We start from the raw sequence: 24,997 nt of genomic DNA on the forward strand, positions 1-24,997 counted from the left end.
CCATCGCGTGCTGGGAGCGGTGCCGAGTCATCTCCCCGAGGATTTCCAGCGCTGCGAGCGCGTATTCAGAGCCCGCTCCGACCGTGTGTCCACCAGGACAGGCACGACCTGCACGTGACCTACCACTGCTCGCGTGCCGCCAGTGGAGGGGTGCCCGTGACCGTGCGGCGGCCGAGCGGTACAAAGAGACATGACCGATCACCCGCGGGCCGGTGCCACCAGCCCTGCAGCAGATGGCGTCGACGACGTCACCCGCGCCGTACTCACCGCGTCCAGGTTGCTCGTCGCGGTTTCGGCGCGGTCGCTGGCTGCGATGGAGGACAAGGTCACCGTTCCCCAGTTCCGTATGCTTGTCGTCCTCGCCACGCGGGGGGCGACGAAGCTGGTCGTCCTCGCGGACCAGCTCGGGGTGAGCCCCTCCACGGCGATGAGGATGGTGGACCGGCTGATCACGGCCGGCTTGGCCGATCGCCGGCACAACCCGGAGAACCGCAGGGAGACGATGCTGACCGTGACGGACAGCGGCCGGCGGCTCGTCGAGGACGTGACCGCCCGCCGCCGGGCCGAGATCGCGGTGATCGTCGAGCGGATGGAGCCCGCCCAGCGTTCGGCTCTCGTGACGGCGCTGACCGCGTTCAACGAAGCCGGGGGCGAGCCGCCGGTGCCCCGTCCGGACGTCCTGCCTCACCCCCTCGGCTGGACCGACCCGCCTCGCTGACCGGGGGAGCGCCTTGTGTGAGGCTCCCGCCCCCCGCATCCTTGTGTGAACCTGGTGTGGGCGGCCGAACGGGCCGACAGCGCACGCTCAGCGCACCGCCCGGAGGAATGCCCGGGTACGTTCGTGCTGCGGCGCCTCGAACAGCTGCTCCGGAGGGCCCGACTCCAGGATCCTGCCGTTGTCGAACATGACGACCCGGTCCGAGACGTCCCGGGCGAACCCCATCTCGTGGGTCACGCACAGCAGGGTGACATCGGTGGACCCGGCGACGTCGCGCAGCACGTCCAGCACCTCCGCCACCAGCTCCGGGTCGAGCGCGGAGGTCACCTCGTCGAGCAGCAGGACGTCCGGTCGCATCGCCAGGGCGCGGGCGATGGCCACCCGCTGCTGCTGCCCTCCGGACAACCGCGTCGGATGGGCATCGTGCTTGTCGCCCAGGCCCACCAGGTCGAGCAGCTCCCGGCCGCGTTCGGCCGCCTCCTCCCGGCTCAGGCCCATGACGTGCACCGGCGCCTCGGTCACGTTCTCCAGCACCTTCATGTGCGGGAACAGGTTGAACTGCTGGAAGACCATGCCGATCCGCCGCCGGGGGGCGGACAGGTACTTCTCGTCCGCGGGGGCCAGGGAGCCGGCCCGGCCGGCCGGCATGTGGGAGTACGGCCGCCCGTCGAAGTGGATGACCCCCTCGGTGACCCGTTCCAGGGCCATCAGCAACCGCAGGACGGTGGTTTTGCCCGAGCCGCTCGGCCCGACCAGGGTCACGCGCTCGCTCCGGCCGACGCTCAGATCGAGCCCGTCGAGCACGGTGTGGTCGCCGAAGCGTTTCACCACCCCCTCGAATCGGACCATCTCCGGGCGATCGGCCCCGGTTTCAGCGGGCAAGGCGGTTCTCCAGACGTCGCGTCAGTACGGATGTGGGGTAGCTCGCCAGCAGGAAGACGAGCGCGGCGAGGGTGAACGCCTCCAGATAGGCGAAGTGGACGCTGCCGAACTCGTTCGCTCGGTGCACCATCTCCTGGACCGCGATCACCGACAGGAACGGCGTCTCCTTGAACATCGAGATCACGTAGTTGCCGAGTGCCGGAAGCACGTTGCGGACCGCCTGGGGCAGCACCACGGCCCGCCACACACGGCGCCGGGGCAGCGACAGCGCGACGGCGGCTTCCCACTGGCCCTTCGGTACCGCGTCGATCCCCGCCCGGTACACCTCACTGGTGTACGTCGCGTAGTGCAGGCCCAGGACCACGATGCCCAGCGTCAGCGCGTTCAGACCGGGGACGAGCACCCAGGCGGCGAAGAGCTGGATCATCACGGGGGTGGAGCGGATGAATTCGGCAGCCCAGCGCAGGGGCAGACCGATCCAGCGGGGTGAGGTGCGCTGGACCACGGCGAGCAGCAGCCCGAGCGACATGGCCACGGCCGAGCCCAGCACGGTGGCGTACAGGGTGGTTCTGAACCCGCTCAGGACCACGGGCAGCCCCTCGCGGGCCGTCTCCCAGGACCACATCAGGAGCCCCCGGTTTCCTGTCCCAGGCGGGACTTCGCAGCCGACTCCACTGCCTTCATGAGGGAGTTCAGGACGACGGCGAGGGCGTAGTAGATGACGAGGACGGCGAGGTAGGCCTGGGCCGTGTTCCCGGTCAGTGACCTCAGCTGGTCCATCTCGAAGGTGAGGTCGGCGATGGTGATCAGGGACAGGAGGGGCGTGGCCTTCAGTATCTGGACGAGGAGGTTGCCGAACGGCGGGATCATCTGGACCCAGGCCTGCGGCAGGATCACCCGCAGCATGCGCTGGCGCGGGCTCATCCCCAGAGCGAGGGCCGCCTCCCACTGGGTACGGGGGACCGCGTTCAGTGCACCGCGCACGACCTCGGAGCCGTAGGCGCCGAAGTTGAGACCGAAGGCCACGACGGCGCAGGCCATCGGCTCCAGCCGGAAGCCCAGCACCGGAAGCGCGAAGAACAGCCAGAAGAGCTGCACGTACAGCGAGGTACCCCGGAAGAACTCGACGGTGATCCGGGTGGGCCCGCGTACGAGCAGGCGCGGTGAGCGCGCCAGGAAGCCGAGGACGAAGGCCACCACGAGCGCCACCGCGGCGCTGAGCGCGGTCGCCTGGACCGTGACCCGTATGCCGTCGGCGATGTCGGGGAGCGAGCGGGTGAACTCGGTGACGAAGTCAGCCATCCGGGGCTCCGTCAGGCCTTGCACAGGTCGGCGGTACGGAGGGTGGCGGGTGGGATCTCCCGCTCTGTGAATCCGTACGCGCCGATCAGTGCGACGTACCGGTCCGGATCGCCGGTGATCTTGGCGAGCTCCGCGTTGAAGGCGTCCCGCAGTCCCGTGGCCCGGGGGCGGAAGACGGCTCCGCCGGGGCTGTACTGCTTGCGGCCGTCCAGCTCCGGAAGGAAGGGTTCGAGCACCTCCACGGCTGCTCCGGCATTCGTCCTGGCCAGCCAGCGCAGGGAGATCCCGGTCAGGGCGAACGCGTCGATGCGCCCCGCCACCAGCGCGTCCAGCCCGTCCTGCTGCTTCGCCAGCGACTTGACGGCGGGCTCCACGACCCCTGCCCCCTTCGCGTACGCCGCTTCGACCGCGGCGGTCAGCACACCGACCGTCGCCCCGGCTGCGGCGCAGGACTTCAGGTCGCTCAGCCCTTTCGGGTTGCCCTTGGGAACCATCAGCGCGGTGGGTGAGACGAACTCAGGCTCCGAGAAGATCACTTTCGCGCAGCGTGCGGGCGTGATCGCCATGCCCGCGCTGACGACGTCGAACCGGTCGGCGAGCAGCCCTGGGATCAGCGCGCCGAAGTCGGTCAGGGTCGGGCGCAGCTCGGCCACGCCCAGCGCCGTGAAGATCTCGCGGTGCAGCGTCGGAGCCTCCCCCGCGAGCCCGTTGCCGTCCTTGAAGCCGTACGGCGCCTCGCCGGCGAAACCCACGCGTACGAATCCCTGTTCGCGGAGCCTCGCCAGCAGATCGCCCTCGTCCCGCGGAGCACCCGTGCCCGCCTCGGTGCGAGAGCATGCCGTGGCCAGCCCCGGTGCCAGGGCCAGGCCTCCCAGGAGTCCGGCACGCGAGAGGAACCCTCGTCGGGAGAGGGCGCGGGGGGAGGGCATGTCGTTCCTTCCGGCAGGGCACGGGGGCGGCGTGTGAACGGTCGACGTGGCGGACCGGGCGCGGGCGAGGCGGCTGGGGCGTGTTGCGAAAGTGGCGTCGTCCGCCCGCAGAGCCAGACGGGACCTTCGCAACACGCCCTACGGGCGTCAGCGCACCGGTGTGAAGTCCTGGGACGCGATGAAGGACGGGCGGCGCACAGGAGCGGCGAAGGGTGCCTGCGGCCGGTTGTGCACGCTGTTGAAGACGAGGAACACGTTGCTGCGCGGGTACGGCGTGATGTTGTCTCCCGAGCCGTGCATCGCGTTGCAGTCGAACCAGGTCGCGGAGCCGGCGTTGCCGGTGAAGAGCTTGATGCCGCACGCCGAGGCGAACTTCGTCAGGGCGTCGTCGGAGGGTGTCCCGGCATCCTGCATCTGGAGCGACTTCTTGTAGTTGTCCTTCGGGGTCGCTCCGGCGCAGCCCAGGAAGGTCCGGTGCGACCCTGGCATGATCATCAGGCCGCCGTTGGACACGTGGTTGGGTGTCAGCGCGATCGACACGGAGACGGTCCGCATCTGCGGCAGGCCGTCCTCGGCGTGCCAGGTCTCGAAGTCGGAGTGCCAGTAGAAGCCGCTCGCGCCGAACCCGGGCTTGACGTTGATGCGGGACTGGTGCACGTACACGTCGGAACCCAGGATCTGGCGCGCCCGGCCCACCACGCGCGGGTCGGCGGCCAGACGAGCGAACACCTCGCTGATCCGGTGGACCTCGAAGACGGACCGGACCTCCCGCGACTTCGGCTCGACGATCGAGCGTTCGTCCTCACGTGTGTCGTCGTCGGCGATGAGCCGGTCCATCTCGGCCCGGTACTCGGCGACCTCCTCCGGAGCGATCAGCTGGTCCACCGAGACGAATCCGTCGCGCTCGTAGCTTTCCAGTTCGTGTGCCCAGAAGGGGCCCGCGGTGCCCGGCTCCGACCACACGACGGGATCCTTGCGGCCGATGAGAACCTCTTCGGCGCCGCGGGTGGGATACAGGTCCGTGGCGAGGGTGGGGAACGTGGTCATTGTGGTCTCTGCCTCTCCTTTTCGTCGGGCCTGTTCAGCCCTGGTCCGGCTCGGTGAGCAGCGGGTAGGTGCCGTTCTCGTCGTGGTCTTCGCGGCCGGTGACGGGTGGGTTGAAGACGCACAGGCAGCGGAAGTCGCGCTTGACGCGCAGGGTGTGCCGCTCGTGTCCGTCGAGCAGGTACATGGTTCCGGGCGTGATGGTGTAGCGCTCGCCCGTCTCCTCGTCGGTGAGTTCGGCCTCGCCCTCGGTGCAGACCACGGCCTCGACGTGGTGCGCGTACCACATCGACGTCTCGGTGCCGGCGTAGAGCACGGTCTCGTGGAGCGAGAACCCGACGCGTTCGCGGGCGAGGATGATGCGCTTGCTCTCCCAGGTACCCGACGCCGCCTTCACATGGCGTTCGGTTCCCTCGATGTCCCTGAATGAGCGGACGATCATGGTGTGGAGCCCTTCCTGGATGTGGGTCTGGGTGTGGGTGGTGGTCAGGCGGTCTCGTGGACGGAGCGGGCCAGGATGTCGAGCCCTTCGTCCAACTCGTCGGCGGTGATCGTGAGGGGCGGGAGCAGCTTGACCACTTCCCCCTCGGGGCCGGACGTCTCGACGAGCAGGCCGTGTTCGAAGGCCTTGCGGCAGACGGCCTCGGCTCGCTGCTTGTCGGTGAACTCGATTCCCCACACCAGTCCGCGGCCCCGGTACTCGGCCCCACTGCTCTGGTGGTCGGCACAGAGCCGGCGCAGGGCGCTCTCGACGCGTCCGCCGTGCACCAGCGTCTGCCGGCGCAGGGAGCCGTCGCCCCAGTACGAGCGCAGGGCGGCCGTCGCGGTCACGAAGGCGGGGTTGTTCCCCCGGAAGGTTCCGTTGTGCTCGCCGGGCTCCCACTGGTCCAGCTCCGGCTTGAGCAGGCAGAGGGCCATCGGGAGCCCGTACCCGCTGATGGACTTGGACACGGTGACGATGTCCGGGACGATGCCCGCCTCCTCGAAGGAGAAGAAGTCTCCTGTCCGCCCGCAGCCCATCTGCACGTCGTCGACGATGAGCAGCATGTCGCGTCGGCGGCACAGGTCTGCCAGGCCCCGCAGCCATGCGGCGCGCGCCACGTTGACACCGCCCTCGCCCTGGATGGTCTCGACGATGACGGCCGCGGGGTGGTTCAGCCCCGAGCCCTGGTCCTCCAGCAGCCGTTCGAACCAGAGGAAGTCGGGGACCTGGCCGCCGAGGTAGTTGTCGAACGGCATCGGGGTCGTGTGCACGAGCGGAACGCCGGCGCCGGCCCGTTTGAAGCTGTTGCCGGTCACGGCGAGAGAGCCGAGCGACATGCCGTGGAAGGCGTTGGTGAAGGAGACGACCGCTTCACGCCCCTTGACCTTGCGCGCCAGCTTCAGGGCGGCCTCGACGGCGTTGGTGCCGGTCGGGCCGGGGAACATCACCTTGTAGGGGAGGCCGCGCGGCTGGAGGACGGCGGACTGGAAGGTCTCCAGGAACGCGCGTTTGGCGGTGGTCGACATGTCCAGTGCGTGGGTGATGCCGTCGCGCTCGATGTATTCGAGGAGGGCCTTCTTCAGCACGGGGTTGTTGTGGCCGTAGTTGAGAGATCCGGCGCCGGCGAAGAAGTCGAGGTAGGAGCGGCCCTGCTCGTCGTGGAGCCGGCTGCCGACGGCGTGATCGAAGACGACCGGCCAGGCGCGACAGTAGCTGCGAACCTCTGACTCCAGGGTCTCGAAGACAGTCGGGGCCGGTGCGGTGATGGTCAACGTGAACTCCAGTACAGGTGTGTTGCGGTGCAGCGGTCGGTGGGCAGAGCCAGGCCGGCTGTGTTCAGAAGGAGAGGGGACCTATGCGGTACAGGACCTCTGCCTCGTGGCCTTCGTCGGGGAACTGGCCGCTTTCGAAAAGGACTTCGTGCCGTACCTGCCCGCCGTGCCGTTCGGCGTAGGAAGTGAACAGCCGCTCCGAGGCCGCGTTGTCGGGCGTCACGGTCGCCTCCAGGAACCGCAGGCCGTGTTCTTCGGCGACCCGCCGGGACAGCGCGTCGAGAAGCGCGCCCGCCACACCCAGCCCCCTCAGGGCCTCGTCTACGGCGATCTGCCAGATCAGCAGTGTCCGCGGCGCCTCGGGGCGCAGGTAGCCGCTCACGAAGCCGACCGGCTGCCCGGAGGCGTCCCGGGCCACCGCGGACGTGCCGGCGAAGTCGCGGCACCACAGCAGGTAGCTGTACGGCGAGTTCAGGTCGAGGGCTCTGGAATCGTGGGCGATCCGCCACAGGGCGGCTCCGTCGCCTGCGTTCGGGCGATCGAGGCGCAAGCCGGTGGGAAGGGCAAGGATGTCGTCTCGGTAGTGGGCCGGTTCTGCACGAGCGGTGGTCATGCGGGCCGAAGTTACCCAGCAAGGGATGAAATTGCATGGGGCCAACGGGTTACCTGAGGCGAGGCCTTGTGGTATTCGATCCGCCTCGTAGTGGGTGACCTGCGGAGCCGTTCGGCGAGGCAAGACGGTGTCAAACCGGACAGTCTGGCCCATATGCTTTCAAGGTAACGAGACTGCAACACATTTGCCTCATGCTAAGTTTGAGACTTGAATGTTATGGCATTGTCGGCCGCTCCAAGGTTTGAAGAGGCGACGCCCCGGTTACTGCGCCGCCGTTGGCGGCCGGAGTCCGAGGAGCGCCGGTACGCGCGCTGGTACGGAACGAAGCGGGCGGACTGCGTCCGGCGGCGGCGGGCTACTTCTTCGGCCGCCATGCCTTCCAGGTGGACTCGGGTGTGGTCGCCGTCTCGCCGACCGCTTCCAGTGCCACCCCGTGCGCCGAGCCCGCCTCGCCCGGCGCCTGGATGTTTCGCCGTCTGGCAAGGGGAGAGAACTGGACAGGTACCACTCGGCACGGGACTCCAGGGGGAGCATGTCCGACGCCACCGTCACCTTGGGCATAGGCGCCGCGGCCCAGGCGGCTGCTTCGCTCGTCAACACACAGCAGCAGATCCGGGCCGGTGAACGCGCCCGGGCCGAGCAGCACGAGTATGAACGAAAACAGGCCACCGCACGGTTCGACCGTGAGCTCCAGCTCGAAGCCGTCCGCCACCAACGCCAGTTCGAGCTCCGGCACCTTGAGTCCGACCTGCGCAGACAGGAGTCCCTCACCGCCCTCGGGACGCAGACTCTGTACTCCACCTACCCCGTCCCGGAGGGGCCCGGCCACCTCCGTGCGGGGCTCCAACTCCTCGCCGACGACCTGTCGGAGCTTCCGCCCCTGCTCCTGTTCCCTCCGCTGGCAGGCGCCATCGAACCGCAGTGGGCGGGCCTGCGGTCCGCAGTCCTTGCCGCTCTTCGCCGTACGCTGGGCAGCGGCGGGCTGGTCGAGACGTACGACCATCTCAACCTGTTCCCCTGGCCGCATGCCGGCCTGTACTGGAACGACCTCTACGGAGTTCCCACCTTCGTCGCGCAGATCACCCTGTTCCGCGACACCCTGGAACTCGGTATCGGCGGCTGCCACCTCGGCCCCGCCGCCACCCGAGCCGAACCGCTGCGCAGCGTCCTGCTGCACCGCCGGCGATCGGCGGGATCGTGGAACGAGCGAGCCGTCGCCGAACTGAACGCACGGACGCCCGCGGGGCACGAGCTTGCCTTACCGACCGGCCCCGACAGCCTGAACCGTCTGGAACTGGAGGTCGCGGCCCGCGCCGTCGCCGCCGTGATCACCGCGGCCGTCGACGTGTACTGGCTCGCCGGTGCGGTTCGCTATCGGCAGCGCTTCGACGACGCGGTCGCCCTTCTCGGCCCCGCATCCCTCGCCGACTGGCCCGCCGATCTCGGAGTCCCCCTCGACAGGGTCGCCGACCCGGCCTACCACCTGCTGACCGTGGCACGCCGGGAAGCCGGACGGGGTCGTGGCGCCGAGGCCCTGGCCGCCCTCGAACGCTCCCTCGCCGTCCTGGCCCATCCCGACTACGCCGTCGCCGGACCGCCCTTCCCACCACCGCCCGAATGCGCCGAACACGTCCGGGCCACGGACGCGCGCTACACCGAGGCCCTTCGCGCCACCCTCGTCGCCGTCACCGGCGTAGCCGGACCGCTTCCCGCCGGACCGGCCGCCGCCCAGGAGGTCCTCGATGAGCAGTGAACGACATGCCGGACCGGACGCCGAGCCCGACCTCGCGGCACTGACCCGCGCCCTGGACCACCACCACGCCCTGCTGCCTCAGCCGGAACCCGCCCTCGCGGACGCCCTGGAGGCCCTTCGCCGCTCCGCCGACCAAGCCCACCTCGCGGTACTGGGACCGGAGGCCGTAGGCAAGTCCACCCTGGTCAACCAACTCGTCGGCACGGATGTGACACCGGAGTCCCCGGGCCTGCCGGGCACCGTGGCTCCGGTGTACATCCGTCACGCCGACGTTCCCGCCCCTCGCTACCGCGTCCGGCGCACCGGTGGCGAGCCGGAGGACACGGGGGCCGAGGAGCTCGACGGCCGGAACGACTTCGACCGCTGGATGCTCCAGGAACACAACCGCGACAACGCGCTCGGCGTACTCAGCGGACATGTGGAGCTGTCCGTGCCGATGCTGTCCGGCGGACTCAGCCTGGTGGACCTCCCCGGCCTGTCAGGGGTGTCCGGCGCCGTCGCCGAGCAGACCGAACGGGACCTGGCGGGGCGCGCCTTCTCGGTCGTCCTGGTCTCCATGGGGCGCGCCAGTCTCAGATCCCTCCTCGACACGATCCGTGAGCTGAGGGAGGGGCCACGCCCGGCCCGGGTGGCTGCCGTCGTCTTCAACGAGGCCGATGGCCGGTTGCTCACCGCCGATCGGTTCCCCGCCACCCTGGCCATGCGCCGACAGAGCGTCACCGAGATCCTGGAGCCGCTGGACCGGGACGGCCGACTCGGCCTCGCATCCGCGAGCCTGCACTGCCTCAACCTGCTCCAGCCAGACGCGAAACACCTCGCCGACCTCCGTGACCGGCTTACCCGTTCGGTGCGGACCGAAGCCCGGCGAGCCGCCGCCGACACCACCCGCTACACCCTGCCCGTGCTGGACGCGGCACTGGACCGGCGGTCCCGCCGCGTCGCGGCCGTCCTGTCCGGGCAGGTCAACCGCCTTGAGATCGAACGCAGTGCCGACGAGGCGCTGGCGGGCCTCTCACCCCGGGGTGCCCTGTCCTCGCTGCTGACCGCGGGACGTCCCGGCAGCGGCCCGAGTGACGGGCTCCGCGCCATCGAGGCGGACCGGCGGGACCAGGACTGGAAGGACGTCGAACCCGTCTACCTGGAGGAATGCGCGAGGATCATGCGCACCCTGGACGACATCGACGAACCGCTGAAGAAGGAACTACTGATCACCAAGGACCGAGCCAAGGAGGTCAGCGCGGAAGTCGAAGAGGCCCTGGCGGCCTCCCGGGCACGGATCGCAGAGGCGACCTCGCCCGGCTTCCGGGCCCTCGCTGAAGCCCTCGACGCGGTCGCCCGGGAACGCGAGGCGTTCTTCGACGCGCGGGTCCCCACCGGCCTGCACCGCACCGCGGCCCAGGCGGGGGAGGACGCCGAGGTCGACGTGGGGGAGTACCGCTACCGCAGCGCCGGCGAGATGTTCGAGGACGTCACCTCCAACGCGGACAACGGGGTCACCTTGCAGCTGTTCGCCGCATTGGTGCTCCCCTCCGTCCACTACCTGGGCGGCGGCCATCTCGGTCACCTCCGCCGTGGCCTCAAGCGGTTCCGCGGACACGCCTCCACTCTGCTGATGGGGTCCGACGGAGCTCCGGCCCCCTCCTGGCTGGACAGTCGAACGGCGTTGATCGAGCGGGTCCGCACGGAGATGGTCCAGCGGATCAGTCATCTGGCCGGGACAGCCACGAACCGCACCGAACTGATGCTCGGCGCGCTGCGACGGCACCAACTGCGCATCGGCGAAGCCCGCACGGACATAGCCGACTGGGAGCGTCGACTGGGTCCCCTCCGTACGGCGGCGCCCGAGTCGGCCGGGTACCGCTGACCGACGGCAGCCCCGCCGCCTCGTACGGCCCACGCTCCGGTACCGGTCCCTACGGCCGGTACCGGAACGACAGGACACGCCGGCCACACCATCAGTCCTCGAAAGAGATGCCTCCCCCGTGGGTGGTGGTGTCGGTGACCGTGCCGTCCTCGACCGCACGGGACCGCTCCACGAAAGCCTGGGCCCCGGCCGCGACTTCGCCGTCCCCGACCCACTCTTCCGGGTAGCCGACCCTGACGGTCGCGTCGTACTCGGTCCGGTCGACAGCGGTGCCGTCGCGCAGCGTCTGCGTGGTGGTGTGGGAGAGCTCGCCGCCGATCGAGAAGTCCCCGGCCACCTGGAACGACTCGTCTCCACCCGACCCGTACGAGGGCTCCGTCCCCGTGAGCGACTCGGTCCCGGTGGTTGACTCGGTGCCGTTTACGGCTTCGGTCCCCGCCGAACTTTCCGTGCCGGCCCATACCCCGGCCCCCGAACCGTACGGGGTCTGCGCCTCCCAGCCGGACTCGGCACCGATCCCTCCGAAGTCCGCAGCCTCGCTGCCGTCAGCGCCTCCGGAGCCGTACGCTGCGTCCGTACCTCCCCAGCCTGCCCCGCTGTCGCCGTACGCATCCTCTGAGCCGGCCGTGCCGCCGGCTTCCCAACCGCTCTCGGCCCCGGACCCGCTCTCCATGCTGTACCCGTCCTCGGTAGCTGACATGGCACTCCTCCCTGAGACAGACGGCACCCCACGCCGGATCCCGCTTCCGCGGGCCTTCCCCCGAACCCGTCCCCGCACACGGCCCCGCCGAAATCGGGGGGCATGGCCGGAAGCCATGCTGATCGCCGCCGTCGGCAACCTACCGCCCGACGCTCTCGTCCCACCTGGACGGGTGGACGTCGGAACTGACGGCCGTGGCCCGCCGCTCGCACGCCACCTGCGCACCACGCCCTACGGCGCAGCCGCAGCACCGGTCCGGGCCGGGATCCGGATCGGGCCAGGCCGACGGGTGGCGCTGTGCGGAGTACAGCATCGCGGCCGCGCCGCGGAGGGCAGCGGTGTGTGGTTCCCGGACCGTGGTCACCGGCGCCCGCAGGCCGCCGACGAGCAGCGGGACGAGGTCGGGGCGCAGCCCGCCGTCGCCCGCCAGGAGTACGCCCCGGTTCAGCGCGGCAGCGGTCCTGGCGGTGCGGTCCTGGCGGAGCATGGCACGCACCATCGCCACGACCGCGCCACCGAGCTGTTCCGAAGGGCCGGCCCCGACCGGGTCGCCCGCACCCAGCGCGGTACCGCGTGCGTCGACGACCACGCCCCCGACCAGGAGGACGACCTCGCTGGAGTGCCGGCCGACGTCCGCCACCAGCAGCGGCCCGGTGAGATCGGCGTGCGCCGCGAGAGCCGCGGCACGGGCCGCGGACAGGCTCAGAACCGCCCGCGGGCGCAGCACGTCCACCACCGCACGAGCCCGCTCCCGGTAAGCCGGGCCGTGCATCACAGGCGTGGTGACCACGACCAGGGGACGAGCACGGCGCGGCACGTGAGGGCCGAGCAGCCGGTCGAGCCTCCGGGCCGTCTCAGGGACGTCCGGGATCGTGCCGGATCCGACCGGGTGGTGCGCGACCCGCGCATCCGGCACGTTGATGCCGGGCGTGTCGAGGACCACCCCGCGGCCGGGGACCCAGACCCGCGTGCGGGCACTGCCCATGTCAAGCGCGAGGCCGCCGTACTGAGGGAACAGCGGCCGGGACGGACTGCCGGGGGGGGGCAGGCCGACACCACGTCGGTGGACCGCGCTCATCGCCTGGCCTCCCGCACCTGCTGGCAGCGGCCGCAGTAGCGGGCCTGCGGCACGATGGCCAGGCGTTCCCGGTCGATCGGCCGCCGGCACAGGTGGCAGGTGCCGTAGCCGCCTTCGGCGATGCGCTGCAGTGCCGCTTGGACGTCGGCGAGGACCATGCGCGCCGAAGCGGCGAGTTTGACCTGCACCTCGACCCGCCCCGGGGAGCGGCGCCCCGGCGACTCCCCGGCGTGCGACGCGGCGGCGATCCTCCGCAGCTGCTCCTGTCGGAACAGGAGTTGTTCGTGCAGGTTCTCCTGCAGGGCCGCGAGGTCCTCGAACGACAGGTGCGCGTTCGGGCCGTTGACGGTCTGGTGGTTCACGACGACACCCCTTGGGAGCAGGGCGGACACGCGGACTCGACTGCCACATGGCAGTCAGGTGGTCAGACGGTTCTGGCAGGCGACGCAGTACCGCGTGTAGGGCAGGATTTCCAAGCGCTCCGCGGGGACGACATCGGAACAGCTCAGGCAGGTGCCGTAGGAGCCGTCGTCGAGGCGGGTGAACGCCTCCTCGATCTCCTTGAGCACCCGCCTGCTCGCTTCCGCCTGCGCCGTCAGCAGGTGCCCGTCGGCGCTCTGCCCGCCTCCGAGGAGGGCCTGGAGCTGGGCCGCCCGGCTGCTGCGGGCGTGTTCGAGACGTCGGCGCGCGTCCTGGGCGGACAGCCGGCCGCGGTGCGGGCCGGTCTGGGAAACGTCGAGAGGCACGGCAGAGTCCCTTCGGGTCGGCTCCGGGTGCAGGGGTCGCACCCGCTTCCACGGCAGCGCGCGGTCGGTGGACGGGGCGACCGACGTCTGGGGCGCTGCGGTCCTACGACTGTGCCCGTCGCTCCGCCGGAAAGACATGGGTGTCAGGCCCCATCTCATGCCCAGGCCATGACCATAGATCGCTTTTGAACCTTTGATGTGCGGGTCGAATGCCCTCGACATCTGTCATAAGTAAAGGCAGAGTGGCGCGTGCATGCTCGCAATCAAAGGGAGGGGGTCGCTCCGGTGTCGCTGTTCTGGCGTATCTTCGGGCTCAACGGCGTGGTGCTGGGCGCCGCGACCGCGCTACTGCTGTGGGCACCGGTGACGGTTTCGGTACCGGTACTCCTCACCGAGGCGGTGATCTTGGTGGGCGGTCTGGTCGTCATGCTCGTCGCCAACGCGGCCCTGCTGCGCTGGGGTTTGGCACCGCTGGACCGGCTCAGGGCTCTGATGGCCACCGTCGACCTGCTGCGTCCCGGCCAGCGCCTGCCCATGCCCGGCCCCCGCGGCGGGGCGGACGGCGAGATCGGCCATTTGGTCCGCGCGTTCAACGCCATGCTGGAGCGGCTGGAGCAGGAGAGGGCCGCATCCAGCGCGCGCGTAATCCTCGCCCAGGAGGCTGAGCGCCGCCGGATCGCCCAGGAACTGCACGACGAGGTCGGCCAGAGCATGACCGCGATCCTGCTGGTCCTGGGCCGTGCCGCGGACACCGCCGACGCACCCCTGCGCGAGGACCTCCAACAGGCCCGGGAGATCACCCGCGACAGCCTGGACGAGGTACGCCGCCTCGTACGCCGCCTGCGCCCGGGCGTCCTCGACGACCTGGGCCTGGTCAGCGCCCTGACCTCGCTCACCCAGGACTTCTCCACCCACACCGGTCTGCACGTCGTACGCCACTTCGAGACCGGCCTGCCCGTCCTGGAGCCCGAGACCGAACTCGTCCTGTACCGGGTGGCCCAGGAAAGCCTGACGAACACAGCCCGGCACGCCGACGCGCGCAGTGTCGGCGTGAGCCTGTACCAGGCCGACGACGCGGTGGTGCTGGAGATCGCCGACGACGGCCGCGGCATCGAGGGAGCCTGCGAGGGAGCCGGCATCCGCGGCATGCGCGAACGCGCCCTCCTCGCGGGAGCCGCCCTCCACGTCACCTCCACCCCCGGGTCAGGCACCCGCATCCGCCTCACCACCCCCGCCCTCCCGGAGCCTTGACCATGCCCGATCCCGCACCACTTCCCGATCCCGCACCCCTTCCCGACCCCGGCCACCCCCCGGCCCCGGTCACGCCCGGCCGACGACCGATCCGCATCCTGCTCGCCGACGACCACGCCCTCGTACGCCGCGGCATCCGCCTGATCCTCGACCGGGAACCGGACCTGCAGATCGTCGCCGAGGCGGGAGACGGAGCCGAAGCCGTTCAGGCGGCGCGGAGCACGGACATCGACCTGGCCGTACTCGACATCACCATGCCGCGCCTCACCGGCCTGCAGGCCGCCCGCGAGCTGGCCGCTCTCCGGCCGAACCTGCGGATCCTCATGCTCACCATGCACGACAACGAGCAGTACCTCTTCCAGGCTCTCAAGGCCGGCGCCTGCGGATACGTACCGAAATCCGTCGCGGACCGCGACCTGGTCAGCGCCTGCCGGGCCGCGATGCGCAACGAGCCGTTCCTCCACCCCGGCGGGGTGAGCGCCCTGATCCGCAACTACCTGGAGCGGGGTGTGCACGGCGGGGACGACCGCGACGGCATCCTCACCCCCCGGGAGGAGCAGGTACTCAAACTCGTGGCCGAGGGTCACTCCTCCAAGCACATGGCAGAGCTCCTGTTCATCAGCATCAAGACGGTGCACCGCCACCGGGCCAACCTGCTGCACAAACTCGGCCTCCGAGATCGGCTGGAGCTGACCCGGTACGCCATCCGCACCGGCCTCATCGAACCCTGACCCCGCGCGGGTCCCTCCCCCTTCCCCCGTCACCGGCACCCAGAGAGGACGGCGCATGCACTCCGCACCCCGCACCGCTCCAACCCCCTGGTACCGGATCGTGGCAGCACTCTGCCTGCTCCTCGCTCTCCTGACGACGGCCAATGCCGCCGCCGCACCCGACGCCCGGTCCCGGCCACCCCTCAGCGCCACTGCCGCCTCGGGCAGCGCGGAGCGCGCCCACGACGGCCTCCACGCCGACGCCCCACACGCAGAGAACGACCCCCTCCCGGTCGCGGCCCGAGAGACGCAGCCCGGCGAACGCCCGTCCGCCCCCGACCACCACGCCACCACTTCCCGTACCACCGCCGCAACCCTGGCCGCTGCCGTGCGCGCCCGGGAGCCCCGCACCACCACGACCTCGCCCAGTCCGCCACTCCACGACCGCAACCGGGCACCTCCGGCCCCTCCCGGCATCTGACACCCCCTGCAAACCCACCCCGCCGCGGCCGCACCTGCGGCTCCGCGGCCTGCCTGCCGGAGATCCCGTTGCCACGCCACCACAAGCGCTCGCTGCGCGCACGAGCGCTGCTCGCCCTCGCCGTCCTCGCCGCGGCACTGACCATCGCCCTCACCGTGCCGGTCCGCCTCGGCCTTGACCTCAGCGGCGGAACGCAGATCGTGCTGGAGACCCGCCCCACCCCGGCCACCGGCATCAGCCGTGAAGCCACCGACCGCACCCTGGAGGTCCTGCGCGGCCGCATCGACGCGCTCGGCCTCGCCGAGCCCACCCTCGTGCGCTCCGGCGACCACCGCATCATCGTCGAACTGCCCGGCGTACAGGACCCGGGCAAGGCCGCGGACGTCCTCGGCCGCACCGCACAGCTCACCATCCACGCCGTTCTGGGTCCGGCCGACACCAACGCTCCGGCGGTGCTCCCGGCAACCGAACGCGTCCTCCCCGACGAGTCGGGGCAACCCCTGCGGCTGAAGGCCGCCGCCCTGCGGGGGGACGACGTCAAGGGCGCCGCCGCCCGCTTCGACCCCCAGAACGGCACCGGGTGGCACATCACCGTCGACTTCACCGACCAAGGGTCCGCCCAGTGGGCCGAAACCACCGGCGAGGCGGCCTGCCGTCCGGTCGGCGACCACGGACGACGCATCGCCATCGTCCTCGACGACAGGATCATCTCCTCTCCGGGCATCGACCCGTCCGTCGGGTGCGGAGCCGGCATCGGGGGAGGGGGGACCCGGATCACCGGATCCTTCACCGACACCGAGGCCCGCGAACTCGCGCTGCTCATCTCCGGCGGCGCCCTCCCCGTACCCGTCGAGATCATCGAACAGCGCGTCATCGGCCCGACCCTCGGCGCCGCCGCCATCACCGCCGCCGCCTGGGCCGCCGCCATCGGCACCGCGCTGACCGCGCTGTTCGTCATCGCCGTCTACCGCCTCATGGGCCTGCTCGCCGCGCTCGCCCTCACCTGCTACGGACTCGTCTCCTACGCCGCCCTGGCCGCCCTGGGCGCCACCCTGACCCTGCCCGGCCTCGCCGGATTCGTCCTGACCATCGGCATGGCCGTGGACGCCAACGTCCTCGTCCTCGAACGCGCCCGCGAGGACTTCGCCACCCGCACGCGTCCCACCGCCCGCTCGGCTCTGACCGCCGGGTTCCGCGGGGCACTGAGCGCCATCGCCGACTCCAACATCACCACCCTGATCGCCGCGGCACTCCTCTTCGCCCTCGCTTCCGGACCGGTCCGCGGCTTCGGCGTCACCCTCGGCATCGGCGTCCTGGCATCCATGGTCAGCACCCTGTTGATCACCCGGGTGTTCGCCGAGTACGCGACGAGCCGCCCCTTCGTGCACCGCCGCCCCCGCATGACGGGCATCGCGGACACCGGCTGGATCCGGGACCGCCTGCTGCGCCGCAACCCGCACCTGATGCGCCACCCCCGCCGCTGGCTGGCCGTGTCCGCCGCCCTTCTCGTCGCCGCGGCGTCGGGTGTACTCATCCGCGGCCTCGACCTCGGCATCGAGTTCAGCGGCGGCCGGCTCATCGAGTACACCACCAGCCGCTCCGTCGACCCCGAACGCGCCCGCACCGCCCTGTCCGAGGCCGGCTTCCCCCGCACGCTCGTCCAGACGTCCGGCGACAACGAACTGACGGTCCGGGCCGAAGACCTGACGAACTCCCAAACCGGCACGGTCACCGACACCATCACCAGGCTCGGCGGCGACGCCCGGAAGATCCGCGACGAACTCGTCGGCCCCACCCTGGGCGAAGAACTGCGCCGCAACGCGCTCATCGCCCTCGGGCTCGCCCTCGCCGCCCAACTGGCCTACCTGACGGTCCGCTTCCGCTGGCGGTTCGCCACCGCGGCCGTTGCCGCACTCGCCCACGACGTGCTCATCCTCGTCGGCGTGTTCGCCTGGCTCGGCAAACCGATCGACGGCGTCTTCCTGGCAGCCCTGCTGACCGTCATCGGCTACTCGGTCAACGACTCCGTCGTCCTCTTCGACCGCATCCGCGAACTCCTGACCCCCAACCGGACCGCATCCCTGGCCCTCACAGCGAACCGGGCGATCCTTCAAACCCTCCCCCGCACGGTCAACACGGGCATGGGCGCGGCCCTCATCCTGACCGCCCTGGCCCTCCTCGCCGAGGACACCCTCACGGACTTCGCCCTGGCGCTGCTCATAGGCCTGGCCATAGGGACCTACTCCTCCGTCTTCACGGCCACCCCGACCGCCCTGACCCTGCACCCAGCGGCCCGACCCCGTACCCCGCACCGGGCAAGTGCAGTGGCTGGGCACCCGGATCAGCCCACGCGGTTCCGGTCGGCACAGCGCTGATGGTGACGTGGGTGTTGTGGGGCGAAGCGACGGACAGGACCGGCCGGCAGAGTGCCGTACCCGGGCCGCGCGCCCGTCGGGGGCTGCGGGGCAGCGCTTAGGCTGGCCGGATGAGTGAGAAGCGCCCCTCGCGGCCGTTGGCCGTCTTCGACATCGACAACACGCTGGCCGACACCGCCCACCGCCAGCACTTCCTGGAGCGCCGCCCGAGGGACTGGTCCGGGTTCTTCGCCGCGGCCCCGGCAGATCCGCCGCTCGCGCGCGGCATCGCCCTGGCGGTGGAGAGCGCCGCCGACTGCGAGGTGGTCTACCTGACCGGGCGGCCCGAGCGGTGCCGGGCCGACACGCAGGACTGGCTCACGCGGCACGGTCTGCCCGAGGGGCGGGTGTGGATGCGCGGCAACCAGGACCGGAGGCCGGCCCGGACGACCAAGCTGGAGGTGCTGGGCCGGATCGCCCGGGGTCGGGAGGTGCGCATGCTCGTGGACGACGACGAACTGGTCTGCCAGGCCGCGCGGGCGGCCGGCTTCCGCGTGGTCGTCGCCGACTGGGCGGCGGACGCGCCCGAGCTCAAGTCCGGCCAGGAGGTCGAGGGCCGGACCTGAGCGTCCAGGGCGGGGCCCTGGGAGTCCCGCCGTTGGGCCGGCCGCCCGTGGGGGAGGGCTCTCAGTCCTCGCCTTCGAGGCGGAAGCCGACCTTCAGTCCGACCTGGTAGTGGGCGATCTCCCCGTTCTCGATGTGGCCGCGCATCTGGACCACCTCGAACCAGTCCAGGTTGCGTACGGTCTGGCCCGCCCGGGCGATGCCGTTGCGGATGGCCTGATCGATGCCCTCGTGGGAGGTGCCGACGATCTCGGTCACCCGGTACGTGTGGTTGGACATGGAGTCTCCCGACAGTGGGTCGCTTTTGCCTGGTACTACGGTGCCCCAGTAAGTGCGGCTTCGCGAACTTTGAGCCAACAATCCCGAGCGAAAGACCCTTGACCGGCCTATTGGTCTATGCCAATTTCGAGCCATCCGAGACCGAGCCCCAGAAGGTGACCCTCTTGAAGATGCGCTTCCTCGCCGTGTGCACGGCTCTCGCGGCCGCGACCGCCCTGACGGGCTGCAGTCAGTGGGCCGACCCGGCGGCGGGGCGGCAGAAGGTGACGCTCTGGCTGATGAAGGGAAGCGCCTCCGAGGACTTCGTCGACCGGTTCACCGCGTCCTTCGAGCAGGAGCACCCCGAGGTCGACCTGGACGTGCGGATCCAGGAGTGGACGGGCATCGGCGAGAAGGTCAACGCCGTCCTCAAGGGGACCAGCAAGGAACCCGCCGACGTCATCGAGGTCGGGAACACCCAGGTCGCGCAGTACATCGAGACCAGGGGCCTCTCCGAGCTGACCCTTGAGGCACTGCGCGAGTGGGACAGCGGGCAATGGCTCAAGGGCCTCGCCGAGCCGGCCAGCGTCAACGGCGCCCAGTACGCCGTCCCCTGGTACGCCGCCAACCGTGTGGTCGTCTACAACAAGGACCTCTTCGCCGACGCCGGGATAAAGACCCCGCCCAAGAACCGCCAGGAGTGGATCCAGGCAACCCAGAAGCTCGACAAGGGCACCCAGCAGGGCATCTACCTCGCGGGCCAGAACTGGTACGTCCTGGCAGGCTTCGTCTGGGACGAGGGCGGCGAACTCGCCGTCGAGACCGGCGGCAGGTGGGTCGGCACCCTCGACGACGAGAAGGCCCTGGCCGGCATGGAGTTCTACAAGCAGCTCCAGGCCCTCGGGGACGGCCCCAAGGACGCCGACGAGGAGACGCCCCCTCAGTCGCAGGTCTTCGCCCGCGGCCAGGTCGCGCAGATCATCGCCACGCCCGGCCAGGCCGCCGAGATCGAGGCGGCCAACCCCGCGCTGAAGGGCAAGCTGGGGTTCTTCCCGATCCCCGGCAAGACCTCCGACAAGGCCGGTTCCGTCTTCACCGGCGGCTCCGACCTGATCATCCCGGAGCGGACCGGCAACCGGGAGGGCGCCGTCGACGTGATCACGGCCCTGATCAGCGAGAGGTGGCAGACCGAACTCGCCCGCACGATGAGCTACGTACCGAACAGGACCACGCTCGCGCACGTGGTCGAGGGCAACGAGGGCGCCGCGAACATGGCGCCCGGCGCCGCCCAGGGCCGGGCGACCCCGGCCTCCGCCCGCTGGGCCGAGGTCGAGGCGAAGAACCCGATCAAGCCGTACATGACGGCCGTGCTCACCGGCCAGGACCCCAAGCAGGCCGCCCGCGCCGCCTCCGAGGAGATCGGCCGGGTCCTCAGCTCGGACCGCTGACCCGGCGGCGCGGCCCGCCCGTCGGCCGCGGCCCGGATCCGGCCGCCCGTAGGATCCGGCCGGCCGCGCGCCCAGGCGGGACGCCGCGGCCGGCCGGACGGCAGGGGGCCGGTCAGACGCCCGGTCCGCCGGCGACCGAAAGCGACAGTGCGAAGCGGCCCGCCGCGTCCGTCCACCACTGGGTCAGTTCCAGCCCGGCCGCGGCGAGCTCCTTGCGTACGCCCTCCTGGCGGAACTTCGCGGACACCTCCGTCAGGATCTCCTCACCCGCCGCGAACGGCACCACCAGGTCCAGTGCCCGGACCTTCACCGTCAGCTCGGAGCGGGCCCGCAGCCGCATCTCGATCCACTCCTCCTCGCTGTTCCACACCGCCACGTGCTCGAAGTCGGCGGTGTGGAAGTCGGCGTCCAGCTCACGGTTGATCACGGCCAGCACGTTCTTGTTGAACTCCGCCGTCACCCCCCGCGCGTCGTCGTACGCCGTCACCAGAACGGCCTCGTCCTTCACCAGGTCCGTGCCCATCAGCAGCGCGTCGCCGGGCGACAGCATCGCCCGTACGGACGCCAGGAACACCGCCCGCTCCGGCGGCAGCAGATTGCCGACCGTGCCGCCGAGGAACACCACCAGCCGGGGTCCGGGAGAGTCCGGCAGGTGCAGCGCGGCGGTGAAATCGGCGAGCAGGGCGTGCACCCTCAGCCCCGGATGGCCGGCCAGCAGGGTCTCGGCCGCGCCGCGCAGGGCGCTCTCGCTGACGTCCACCGGTACGTAGGTGTCCAGCGCAGGCATCGCCTCGATCAGGTGCCGGGTCTTCTCCGAGGAGCCGGAGCCCAGCTCCACCAGGGTGCGGGCCCCGCTCACGGCGGCGATCTCCCGCGCCCGCTCCAGCAGGATCTCCCGCTCCGCGCGGGTCGGGTAGTACTCGGGCAGCCGGGTGATCTCCTCGAAGAGTTCGCTGCCCCGCGCGTCGTAGAACCACTTGGGCGGCAGCACCTTGGGCGTGCGGGTCAGCCCGTGCAGCACGTCGGCGCGCAGCGCGGTCTCCGCCGCGTCCTCGTCGAGGGTCCTCGTCAACTGGAAGCTGGTCACGGGCGGTTCTCCTTGAGCGGGGTCAGGCGGACCCGGGTGGGGGTGGCGGTCAGCAGGGTCCGGTCGGGCACTTCGCACCACCGGGTGTCGTCGTCGTACGGCTCGGACGCCACCACGGTGCGCCCGCCCGCGGGATCGGCCAGGTACCAGAGCGAGTCGCCCCAGGCGGTCGCGGCGATCGCCGCCCCGTCCGTCAGGAGCAGGTTCAGCCGGGAGCCGGGCGCGGCCGAGGACAGCTCCCGCACCGGCTCGGCGAGCGCCGTCCCCAGGTCGTCCCCGGCCCGCAGGCGGCGCCGCACCAGCGCCCACACCAGTGCCGAGTCCGTGCGGGCCGCCATCTGGAGCAGTTCCTCGGGCGGCAGTGCCGCAGCGAGCGGGGCTGCCGACGCGGGCCAGTTCCGCACCGCCCCGTTGTGGCTGAACAGCCACGGACCGTCCGTGAACGGAGCGGCGGCGGCCTCCCCGTCGGCCCCGGCCAGCGTGGCGTCGCGTACGGCGGCCAGTACGGCCCCGCTGCGTACGACCCGGGCGAGATCGGTGAAGGTCAGATCACCCCAGATCGGCCCGGCGCGGCGGTAGCGGGCGGGGACCGGGTCGCCCTCCGCGTACCAGCCGACGCCGAAGCCGTCGGCGTTGACCGTGCCGTGCCGCTGGCGGCGCGGCTCCCAGGACTGGCGCACCAGTGAGTGCTCGGGGTCGCTCAGCAGCCTCCCGAGTCCCACCACGGGTCCCACGTAGGCGAGATGACGGCACATCAGACGTCCCTCGCGGTGCGGAAGCCGGAGAAGATCTGCCGCCGCACCGGCAGGTCCCAGTTGCGGAAGGTGCCCCGGCAGGCCACCGGGTCCACCGCGAAGGAACCGCCCCGCAGCACCTTGTGCTCCGGGCCGAAGAACACCTCCGAGTACTCCCGGTAGGGGAAGGCCCGGAAACCCGGGTAGGGCAGGAAGTCGGAGGCCGTCCACTCCCACACGTCGCCGATCAGCTGGCGCACGCCGAGCGGGGAGGCCCCGGCCGGGTAGCTGCCCGCGCGGGACGGGCGCAGGTGGCGCTGGCCCAGGTTGGCGTGGGCGGGCGTCGGGTCGGCGTCGCCCCACGGGTAGCGGGCCGAGCGGCCGGTCGCGGGATCGAAACGGGCCGCCTTCTCCCACTCGGTCTCCGTGGGCAGCCGCCGGCCCGCCCAGCGGGCGTAGGCGTCCGCCTCGTACCAACTGACGTGCAGAACCGGTTCTTCATCGGGGACGGGCTCGGTCACACCGAAGCGGCGGCGCAGCCATTCACCACCCTCCCTGTGCCAGAACAGCGGCGCCTCGATCGAGTGGCGGCGGATCTGGTCCCAGCCGGGCGCCGCCCACCAGCGGGGCTCGTGGTAGCCGCCGTCCGCGATGAAGGCGCGGTACGCGCCGTTCGTCACCGGCAGAGTGTCCATCCAGAACGCCGCGGTCTCCCGCTGGTGCGCGGGCCGCTCGTTGTCCAGCGACCACGGCTCGGTGGAGGTCCCCATCGTGAAGGGGCCCGCCGGTATGAGGACTTCGCGGGTGCCCGGGGGATCGTAGGGTGCGTCCGGCTCCGGGGCGGCCAGCACGGGGGCACCCTGCCGCAGCTGATGCGTGATCAGCATCGTCTCATCGTGCTGCTGTTCGTGCTGCGCGATCATCCCGAAGGCGAAACCGTCGTCCAGGAGCGGGCTGCCCTCCAGCGGGGTGCGCTCCAGCAGGTCGAAGACCCGGCCGCGCACCTCGGCCGCGTACCGGCGGGCCTCCGCCGGACCCAGCAGCGGCAGCTTCGGCCGTTCAGCGCGCGGATGCTCGAAGGCGTCGTAGAGCGGGTCGATCTCCGGGCGCATCGACTCCCGCCCGTCGAGCCGGCGGAGCAGCCACAGCTCCTCCTGGTTCCCGATGTGTGCCAGGTCCCAGACCAGCGGGGACATCAGGGGGGAGTGCTGGGCGGTGAGGTCGGCGTCGGTCACCGCATCGGTGAGGGCCGCCGTCCGGGCCCGCGCGGCGGTCAGCGAGGCGGCCGCCCGTTCGCGCAGTCCGGGGTGGGATTCGGTGGTCATCGCAGGGCCTCCTTCCCCTCGGGCCGCGGCTGCGGCGGTTCGTCGCCCGGACATCGGCCGCGCAGCACGAAGCGCTCGTTGAACGCGCCGACGGTGTCCCGGACGTGTGTGCTCGCGCCGAGGCGGGGCAGCGCCTCGGCGGCCGCGCGGAAGCAGGTCCTGGCGGCCGCCCGCAGTTCCGGATCGGCCAGGGCGTGCCGGGCGGCGGACCGCCAGAGCGGATTGCGGGGCGCGGGCTCCGCACCATAGGCGTCGGCCAGGCCCTTGGCCACCCGGTAGGCGGTCTCGGCGGCCTCCGGGTCGTCGAACAGTGCGTGTACGACGGCCACCGGGACCAGCCAGCCGTCGTCACCGGGCTGCGCGTCGATCATGCGCAACTCCATGTGGCCGCGCGGGCGTACGGGCGGGAACAGCGTGGTGAGGTGGTAGTCGAGGTCCTCGGCGGTGGGCGCCCGCCGGGCCCGCCCGTCGTCGCCCGAGCGCAGCCAGTCGCGGAAGGTCGTACCGGGCGGGACGTCCCACGGCTCGCCCTCGTAGGACCGTACGCACATCACCTCGGTGTCCAGGGCCTGCCGCACCCAGCCGTCCCGCGGTCCCGCGTCCAGCGGCGGGGCGAGGGTGCGCCGGGAGTCCAGGTCGTTCCAGATCCCCTGGCGGGAGCAGCGCCAGTCGGCGTACGGGCCCTCGTGCGCGGGGGAGTTGGCGAAGGCGGCCACCAGGACCGCGCCCAGCAGATGGGCCATCCGCCAGCGCCGGCCGTGGCCGAGCACACCGGGCTCCTCGTATCCGGCGTCCACGCAGACCTGCACGGAGGCGGAGGCGCACATCATGGCGCGGCCGGCCGGGCCGGTGCGGTCGAAGTACGCCTCCATCGCGTCGTAGCGCGGGCTGTTCAGCAGCCGGTGGTACGGGAGGCGGGTGTCGCGGCCGAGGCCCCGCAGGACCAGTCCCTGCTCGTACAGGGCGGCGCGGACGGCGGTGAGGTCGTCCTGGAGCCCGTCCACGCAGCCGGTGAGGGAGGTGGCGGGGGCCGAGCTGAGTTCGAGCTGGCCGCCGGGCTCGACGGTCACCCGGGAGTTCAGGGTGAGCGCGCGGGCCGCGGCGTGCGCCGCCCGCAGCCGCTCGGGGGCCACGCGCAGGCCGGGCCGCTCGGCGTCCAGGACCAGCCATTCGAGTTCGGCACCGAGCAGACGGGGCGGGCCGGTCTTGAAGCAGATCCCGTGAATCAGGTGCTCGGCCTGGGTCTCGCCGAGCGCGGGGGAGGGGGGAGCGGTGCCTGGCGGGGGTTGCGGAACGGGTGGGTCGAGGGGCATGACCGGGGTCCTCTTCTCCTGTCGTCGG

General features: G+C 71.3%; 26 protein-coding genes. 9 read left to right on the forward strand and 17 right to left on the reverse strand.

Going from position 1 to position 24,997, the window contains the following annotated elements; genetic code table 11:
- The first annotated feature begins 190 nt into the window (after positions 1–190).
- Positions 191–718: a MarR family winged helix-turn-helix transcriptional regulator gene (locus BSL84_RS29455; RefSeq protein ID WP_030027041.1), complete on the forward strand. Its 528-nt coding sequence runs from the start codon at positions 191–193 to the stop codon at positions 716–718.
- An 87-nt stretch (positions 719–805) separates the two neighbouring features.
- On the opposite strand, the gene ehuA is transcribed toward BSL84_RS29455, so the two are convergent.
- From ehuA to ectA, 8 genes are all read right to left on the reverse strand, one after another.
- Positions 806–1,567, reverse strand: a complete 762-nt coding sequence (gene ehuA / locus BSL84_RS29460; RefSeq protein WP_075971532.1) for an ectoine/hydroxyectoine ABC transporter ATP-binding protein EhuA — start codon at positions 1,565–1,567, stop codon at positions 806–808.
- A 22-nt stretch (positions 1,568–1,589) separates the two neighbouring features.
- Positions 1,590–2,225, reverse strand: a complete 636-nt coding sequence (gene ehuD, locus BSL84_RS29465) for an ectoine/hydroxyectoine ABC transporter permease subunit EhuD (protein WP_045321169.1) — start codon at positions 2,223–2,225, stop codon at positions 1,590–1,592.
- Positions 2,225–2,902: an ectoine/hydroxyectoine ABC transporter permease subunit EhuC gene (ehuC, locus tag BSL84_RS29470; RefSeq protein WP_030027044.1), complete on the reverse strand. Its 678-nt coding sequence runs from the start codon at positions 2,900–2,902 to the stop codon at positions 2,225–2,227. Before ehuC ends, ehuD begins: the two co-directional genes overlap by 1 nt.
- An 11-nt stretch (positions 2,903–2,913) precedes the next feature.
- Entirely contained in the window at positions 2,914–3,831 is a 918-nt protein-coding gene (gene ehuB / locus BSL84_RS29475; protein ID WP_075971533.1) for an ectoine/hydroxyectoine ABC transporter substrate-binding protein EhuB, read from the reverse strand.
- Between the two features lie 147 nt (positions 3,832–3,978).
- Positions 3,979–4,878: an ectoine hydroxylase gene (gene thpD, locus BSL84_RS29480; RefSeq protein ID WP_045321167.1), complete on the reverse strand. Its 900-nt coding sequence runs from the start codon at positions 4,876–4,878 to the stop codon at positions 3,979–3,981.
- Positions 4,879–4,912: 34 nt separating this feature from the next.
- Positions 4,913–5,317: an ectoine synthase gene (locus BSL84_RS29485; protein WP_030027047.1), complete on the reverse strand. Its 405-nt coding sequence runs from the start codon at positions 5,315–5,317 to the stop codon at positions 4,913–4,915.
- A 44-nt stretch (positions 5,318–5,361) separates the two neighbouring features.
- Positions 5,362–6,630 carry a diaminobutyrate--2-oxoglutarate transaminase gene (gene ectB / locus BSL84_RS29490; RefSeq protein WP_045321166.1) on the reverse strand — a complete coding sequence of 423 codons (1,269 nt, stop codon included), beginning with the start codon at positions 6,628–6,630 and terminating at the stop codon, positions 5,362–5,364.
- Between the two features lie 64 nt (positions 6,631–6,694).
- Entirely contained in the window at positions 6,695–7,243 is a 549-nt protein-coding gene (ectA, locus tag BSL84_RS29495; protein WP_030027049.1) for a diaminobutyrate acetyltransferase, read from the reverse strand.
- Positions 7,244–7,775: 532 nt separating this feature from the next.
- On the opposite strand from ectA, the gene BSL84_RS29500 reads away from it, so the two are divergent.
- Together BSL84_RS29500 and BSL84_RS29505 are read left to right on the forward strand one after the other, a co-directional pair.
- Positions 7,776–8,996: a hypothetical protein gene (locus BSL84_RS29500; RefSeq protein WP_030027050.1), complete on the forward strand. Its 1,221-nt coding sequence runs from the start codon at positions 7,776–7,778 to the stop codon at positions 8,994–8,996.
- Positions 8,986–10,860, forward strand: coding sequence for a dynamin family protein (locus tag BSL84_RS29505; protein WP_075971534.1), 1,875 nt, complete (start codon positions 8,986–8,988; stop codon positions 10,858–10,860). The genes BSL84_RS29500 and BSL84_RS29505 overlap by 11 nt, the downstream gene beginning before the upstream one ends.
- Positions 10,861–10,951: 91 nt before the next feature.
- Here the strand turns inward: BSL84_RS29505 and BSL84_RS29510 are convergent, their stop codons facing one another.
- From BSL84_RS29510 to BSL84_RS29525, 4 genes are all read right to left on the reverse strand, one after another.
- Positions 10,952–11,560 carry a hypothetical protein gene (locus BSL84_RS29510; RefSeq protein WP_075971535.1) on the reverse strand — a complete coding sequence of 203 codons (609 nt, stop codon included), beginning with the start codon at positions 11,558–11,560 and terminating at the stop codon, positions 10,952–10,954.
- Positions 11,561–11,699: 139 nt separating this feature from the next.
- Positions 11,700–12,545, reverse strand: a complete 846-nt coding sequence (locus tag BSL84_RS29515; protein ID WP_199838760.1) for a hypothetical protein — start codon at positions 12,543–12,545, stop codon at positions 11,700–11,702.
- Between the two features lie 89 nt (positions 12,546–12,634).
- Positions 12,635–13,000, reverse strand: a complete 366-nt coding sequence (locus tag BSL84_RS29520) for a TraR/DksA family transcriptional regulator (protein WP_030028318.1) — start codon at positions 12,998–13,000, stop codon at positions 12,635–12,637.
- A gap of 54 nt (positions 13,001–13,054) precedes the next feature.
- Positions 13,055–13,384, reverse strand: a complete 330-nt coding sequence (locus BSL84_RS29525; protein ID WP_030028319.1) for a TraR/DksA family transcriptional regulator — start codon at positions 13,382–13,384, stop codon at positions 13,055–13,057.
- A gap of 285 nt (positions 13,385–13,669) precedes the next feature.
- On the opposite strand from BSL84_RS29525, the gene BSL84_RS29530 reads away from it, so the two are divergent.
- The 5 genes from BSL84_RS29530 (at position 13,670) to BSL84_RS29550 (ending at position 18,806) form a co-directional block, all read left to right on the forward strand.
- On the forward strand, positions 13,670–14,635 hold the full coding sequence (locus BSL84_RS29530) for a sensor histidine kinase (RefSeq protein WP_045321162.1): 966 nt from the start codon (positions 13,670–13,672) through the stop codon (positions 14,633–14,635).
- A 2-nt stretch (positions 14,636–14,637) separates the two neighbouring features.
- The gene (locus tag BSL84_RS29535) at positions 14,638–15,366 is read left to right on the forward strand and encodes a response regulator (protein ID WP_030028321.1); all 729 of its coding nucleotides are present in this window, start codon (positions 14,638–14,640) and stop codon (positions 15,364–15,366) included.
- Between the two features lie 55 nt (positions 15,367–15,421).
- Positions 15,422–15,826 (forward strand): hypothetical protein, encoded by a 405-nt coding sequence (locus BSL84_RS29540; RefSeq protein WP_052680469.1) that lies wholly within the window; start codon positions 15,422–15,424, stop codon positions 15,824–15,826.
- Between the two features lie 68 nt (positions 15,827–15,894).
- A complete protein-coding gene (gene secD / locus BSL84_RS29545; RefSeq protein ID WP_234363551.1) occupies positions 15,895–18,201 on the forward strand; it encodes a protein translocase subunit SecD in 2,307 nt (768 codons plus the stop codon).
- 110 nt (positions 18,202–18,311) lie between these two features.
- Positions 18,312–18,806: a hypothetical protein gene (locus tag BSL84_RS29550; protein WP_030028325.1), complete on the forward strand. Its 495-nt coding sequence runs from the start codon at positions 18,312–18,314 to the stop codon at positions 18,804–18,806.
- Positions 18,807–18,867: 61 nt separating this feature from the next.
- Here BSL84_RS29550 and BSL84_RS29555 read toward each other — a convergent pair whose 3' ends face one another.
- Positions 18,868–19,083 carry a dodecin gene (locus tag BSL84_RS29555; protein WP_030028327.1) on the reverse strand — a complete coding sequence of 72 codons (216 nt, stop codon included), beginning with the start codon at positions 19,081–19,083 and terminating at the stop codon, positions 18,868–18,870.
- Between the two features lie 164 nt (positions 19,084–19,247).
- On the opposite strand from BSL84_RS29555, the gene BSL84_RS29560 reads away from it, so the two are divergent.
- Positions 19,248–20,510 carry an extracellular solute-binding protein gene (locus tag BSL84_RS29560; RefSeq protein WP_030028328.1) on the forward strand — a complete coding sequence of 421 codons (1,263 nt, stop codon included), beginning with the start codon at positions 19,248–19,250 and terminating at the stop codon, positions 20,508–20,510.
- 112 nt (positions 20,511–20,622) lie between these two features.
- On the opposite strand, the gene egtD is transcribed toward BSL84_RS29560, so the two are convergent.
- The 4 genes from egtD to egtA are packed head-to-tail and all read right to left on the reverse strand — an operon-like array spanning position 20,623 to position 24,969.
- Positions 20,623–21,597, reverse strand: coding sequence for an L-histidine N(alpha)-methyltransferase (gene egtD / locus BSL84_RS29565; protein ID WP_075971537.1), 975 nt, complete (start codon positions 21,595–21,597; stop codon positions 20,623–20,625).
- Positions 21,594–22,352 carry an ergothioneine biosynthesis protein EgtC gene (gene egtC, locus BSL84_RS29570; protein WP_030028727.1) on the reverse strand — a complete coding sequence of 253 codons (759 nt, stop codon included), beginning with the start codon at positions 22,350–22,352 and terminating at the stop codon, positions 21,594–21,596. Before egtC ends, egtD begins: the two co-directional genes overlap by 4 nt.
- A complete protein-coding gene (gene egtB, locus BSL84_RS29575; protein WP_030028729.1) occupies positions 22,352–23,656 on the reverse strand; it encodes an ergothioneine biosynthesis protein EgtB in 1,305 nt (434 codons plus the stop codon). The genes egtC and egtB overlap by 1 nt, the downstream gene beginning before the upstream one ends.
- Complete coding sequence (egtA, locus tag BSL84_RS29580; RefSeq protein ID WP_075971538.1) at positions 23,653–24,969, reverse strand: ergothioneine biosynthesis glutamate--cysteine ligase EgtA; 1,317 nt, start codon at positions 24,967–24,969, stop codon at positions 23,653–23,655. Before egtA ends, egtB begins: the two co-directional genes overlap by 4 nt.
- Between the last annotated feature and the right edge of the window lie 28 nt (positions 24,970–24,997).

It is taken from the genome of Streptomyces sp. TN58, from assembly GCF_001941845.1.
Classification (GTDB): domain Bacteria; phylum Actinomycetota; class Actinomycetes; order Streptomycetales; family Streptomycetaceae; genus Streptomyces.

Excerpts from the sequence above, each read along its gene's own strand:
- BSL84_RS29455 (WP_030027041.1), top strand. The coding sequence starts at position 191 with ATGACCGATCACCCGCGGGCCGGTGCCACCAGCCCTGCAGCAGATGGC.
- ehuA (WP_075971532.1), bottom strand. The coding sequence starts at position 1,567 with ATGGTCCGATTCGAGGGGGTGGTGAAACGCTTCGGCGACCACACCGTG.
- ehuD (WP_045321169.1), bottom strand. The coding sequence starts at position 2,225 with ATGTGGTCCTGGGAGACGGCCCGCGAGGGGCTGCCCGTGGTCCTGAGC.
- ehuC (WP_030027044.1), bottom strand. The coding sequence starts at position 2,902 with ATGGCTGACTTCGTCACCGAGTTCACCCGCTCGCTCCCCGACATCGCC.
- ehuB (WP_075971533.1), bottom strand. The coding sequence starts at position 3,831 with ATGCCCTCCCCCCGCGCCCTCTCCCGACGAGGGTTCCTCTCGCGTGCC.
- thpD (WP_045321167.1), bottom strand. The coding sequence starts at position 4,878 with ATGACCACGTTCCCCACCCTCGCCACGGACCTGTATCCCACCCGCGGC.
- BSL84_RS29485 (WP_030027047.1), bottom strand. The coding sequence starts at position 5,317 with ATGATCGTCCGCTCATTCAGGGACATCGAGGGAACCGAACGCCATGTG.
- ectA (WP_030027049.1), bottom strand. The coding sequence starts at position 7,243 with ATGACCACCGCTCGTGCAGAACCGGCCCACTACCGAGACGACATCCTT.
- BSL84_RS29500 (WP_030027050.1), top strand. The coding sequence starts at position 7,776 with ATGTCCGACGCCACCGTCACCTTGGGCATAGGCGCCGCGGCCCAGGCG.
- BSL84_RS29505 (WP_075971534.1), top strand. The coding sequence starts at position 8,986 with ATGAGCAGTGAACGACATGCCGGACCGGACGCCGAGCCCGACCTCGCG.
- BSL84_RS29510 (WP_075971535.1), bottom strand. The coding sequence starts at position 11,560 with ATGTCAGCTACCGAGGACGGGTACAGCATGGAGAGCGGGTCCGGGGCC.
- BSL84_RS29515 (WP_199838760.1), bottom strand. The coding sequence starts at position 12,545 with ATGGGCAGTGCCCGCACGCGGGTCTGGGTCCCCGGCCGCGGGGTGGTC.
- BSL84_RS29535 (WP_030028321.1), top strand. The coding sequence starts at position 14,638 with ATGCCCGATCCCGCACCACTTCCCGATCCCGCACCCCTTCCCGACCCC.
- BSL84_RS29540 (WP_052680469.1), top strand. The coding sequence starts at position 15,422 with ATGCACTCCGCACCCCGCACCGCTCCAACCCCCTGGTACCGGATCGTG.
- BSL84_RS29550 (WP_030028325.1), top strand. The coding sequence starts at position 18,312 with ATGAGTGAGAAGCGCCCCTCGCGGCCGTTGGCCGTCTTCGACATCGAC.
- BSL84_RS29555 (WP_030028327.1), bottom strand. The coding sequence starts at position 19,083 with ATGTCCAACCACACGTACCGGGTGACCGAGATCGTCGGCACCTCCCAC.
- egtC (WP_030028727.1), bottom strand. The coding sequence starts at position 22,352 with ATGTGCCGTCATCTCGCCTACGTGGGACCCGTGGTGGGACTCGGGAGG.
- egtB (WP_030028729.1), bottom strand. The coding sequence starts at position 23,656 with ATGACCACCGAATCCCACCCCGGACTGCGCGAACGGGCGGCCGCCTCG.
- egtA (WP_075971538.1), bottom strand. The coding sequence starts at position 24,969 with ATGCCCCTCGACCCACCCGTTCCGCAACCCCCGCCAGGCACCGCTCCC.